Genomic DNA, 2,482 nt, shown 5'->3' on the forward strand with positions numbered 1-2,482 from the left:
ACTTCGACGACACGGCGGCCGGCGAGGGTGGTCAGCGCGGTGCGGGACGCGTCGGCCGCCGTGTCGTCGAAGTCCGTGCGCCAGGCGAGCGGGAGGGTGGAGATGGAGCCTTCGGTGACGTCGTCGGGGAGCAGGGCCGCGAGGAGGTGGGCCAGATCCGTGGTGTGCGCGAGGCGTTCGGGGTCGGTCCAGTCGGGCTTGTACACGCGGTACTTGACCTCTTCGGCGCCGAATCCCTCGTAGGGGAAGCCGTTGAGGGTGACGACCTCCAGGCCGCGCTGGTCGAGTTCGGCGCGCAGTCCGCGCAGCGCGGCCGGGTCGGTGATCAGGGCCCTCGCGGCGTTCCTGGCGAGCCAGAGGCCGATGCCGAGGCGGTCGCGGCCGAGTCGTCTGCGTACGGGTTCGCAGTGGTCGCGGAGTTGGTCGCGTACGCCGTCGAGGGTCTCGGCGGGGTGGACGTTGGTGCAGTACGCGAGATGGACGGTCGAACCGTCGGGGTGCCGGAAGCGCATGGGTCAGGCACCTCCGCGGAGGATGGAGTTGCCTTCGTGGGTGGGCTGCCGGGGCTCGTCGACGTCCAGGCGCAGGCGTCCGCTGAGGCCGTAGAAGGCGACCGGATTGCGCCACAGGACCTGGTCGACGTCGTCCTCGCCGAAGCCCGCCTTCAGCATGGCGTCGCCGACCGCGCGGGTCTTGAGCGGGTCGCTCTTGCCCCAGTCTGCGGCCGAGTTGACCAGGACTTTCTCGGTTCCGTACGTCCGCAGGACCGCGACCATGCGGTCCTCGTCCATCTTGGTGTCGGGGTAGATGGAGAAACCGCGCCAGCAGCCGCTGTCAGTGGCGGCCTCTACGGTTGTCTCATTGAGGTGATCGAGCAGTACGCGGTCCGGGGGGAGGTCCGATTCATGGATCACGTCGATGGTGCGGTGCAGACCGGTGAGCTTGTCCCGGTGCGGGGTGTGGACCAGGGCGGGCAGCCCGTGGTCGGCGGCCAGTTGGAGCTGGGCGGCGAGAGCGGTGTCCTCGGCCGGGGTCATCGAGTCGTAGCCGATCTCGCCGACAGCGACGACATTGTCCTTGACGAGATAGCGGGGCAGCTCGTCGAGCACGGGGGTGCAGCGGGGGTCGTTCGCCTCTTTGGGGTTGAGGGCGAGCGTGCAGTGGTGGGCGATGCCGTACTGGGAGGCGCGGAAGGGCTCCCAGCCCAGGAGCGCGTCGAAGTAGTCGAAGAAGCTGGCCGGCGAGGTGCGGGGCTGGCCGAGCCAGAAGGACGGCTCGACGAGGGCGCGCACCCCCGCGTCGTACATCGCCTGATAGTCGTCGGTGGTGCGGGAGGTCATATGGATGTGCGGGTCGAAGATGCGCATCGGCGGGACTCCTACTCCGGGACGGTCAGGGCCAGGACTCGGTCGAGGTCGAGGGGGACCGCGCGGCCGGCCGCGGTGCGTTCGGCGGCGAAGTCGCGGAGCATCCTGGCGAGTTCGGTGTCGCCGTGGGCGCGGGCGGGAAGGGCCGCGACGGCGTCGACGGGGACTCCGGTGAACAGGCACTTGAGGAGGGCGTGCCGCCAGGCGTGCGGGTCGAGGTGGGTGGCGGCGTAGGGGCCGACGGCAGCGGCGATGATGCGGAGGTCGTTGGTGCGCAGGGCGTCCTCCACGAGGGGAAGCGCGGAAGGGCCGAGGCCGGGGAGGTACGGGAGGGCGAGCAGCACGTCCCTGCGTTCGACCGCCGAACCTTGCTGGTAGAGCCGGGTGAGGGTGGCCGTGTCGGCGCCGGCTTCGGCGAGGAGGAGGGCGCGGACGGTGCCCGCGTGCTCCTGGCTGCACTCGCGGGCCGCGGTCGCGAACCGCATCTCCCATACAGGGGCCGCCTGTTCGGCCTCGGCGAGCGCCTCGTCGAGCCAGGCTCTGGCCGCCCCGCCCAGCTGGGAGTCGAGTTCCTTGCGGGTCATCGGCATGACGGGGCCGCCTTGCGGAGGAAGTCCAGTGAGGTACGGGCCAGCTCGGAACCCGCGTGGGAGTGGCGGGGCAGCTCGACGACGGTGAGCCCCTGATAGCCGGTGTCGTCAAGGGCTTCGAGTACGGGCGGGAAGTCGATCTCGCCGTCTCCGAAGGGCAGGTGCTCGTGGACGCCGCGCCGCATGTCCTCGATCTGGACATGCCGCAGCCAGGGCGCCGCCTCGCGTATGCACTCGGCGGGTGAGGCCTCCTCCAGGCACTGGCAGTGGCCGATGTCGAGGGTGAGGCCGAGGGGCTCGGGGTCGCCGAGGGTGCGGCGCAGGTGGTGGAAGTCGGCGAGGGAAGAGAGGAGGTGGCCGGGTTCGGGTTCGACGGCGAGGGGGATCCCAGCGGCAGCCGCGGTGTCGATGACCGGGGTGAGCGCTTCGGCGAGGCGCTTCCAGGCGGTGTCGGGGTCGGTTCCTTCGGGGGTGACGCCGCTGAAGCAGTGCACGGCGTGGGCGCCCAGGTCGGCGGCGACCTGG

3 protein-coding genes and 1 pseudogene are annotated in these 2,482 nt (G+C 71.0%); all 4 read right to left on the reverse strand.

The annotated features are described in order from the left end of the window. Positions 1 to 512, reverse strand: a pseudogene (locus tag J0695_RS39735) (metabolite traffic protein EboE); the annotation flags it as partial. A 3-nt stretch (positions 513 to 515) separates the two neighbouring features. After that, positions 516 to 1,367 (reverse strand): TatD family hydrolase, encoded by an 852-nt coding sequence (locus J0695_RS39740; protein ID WP_206969705.1) that lies wholly within the window; start codon positions 1,365 to 1,367, stop codon positions 516 to 518. A gap of 11 nt (positions 1,368 to 1,378) precedes the next feature. Then, positions 1,379 to 1,957, reverse strand: coding sequence for an EboA domain-containing protein (locus tag J0695_RS39745; RefSeq protein WP_206969706.1), 579 nt, complete (start codon positions 1,955 to 1,957; stop codon positions 1,379 to 1,381). Next, positions 1,948 to 2,482 (reverse strand): sugar phosphate isomerase/epimerase family protein (locus J0695_RS39750; protein ID WP_206969707.1); only part of this gene is annotated, 535 nt, incomplete at its 5' end. The genes J0695_RS39745 and J0695_RS39750, both read right to left, overlap by 10 nt.

It is taken from the genome of Streptomyces beijiangensis (genome assembly GCF_017315755.1).
GTDB classification, from domain to species: Bacteria; Actinomycetota; Actinomycetes; order Streptomycetales; family Streptomycetaceae; genus Streptomyces; species Streptomyces beijiangensis.

Coding starts and splice junctions, on each gene's coding strand:
- J0695_RS39740 (WP_206969705.1), bottom strand. CDS start 1,367: ATGCGCATCTTCGACCCGCACATCCATATGACCTCCCGCACCACCGAC.
- J0695_RS39745 (WP_206969706.1), bottom strand. CDS start 1,957: ATGCCGATGACCCGCAAGGAACTCGACTCCCAGCTGGGCGGGGCGGCC.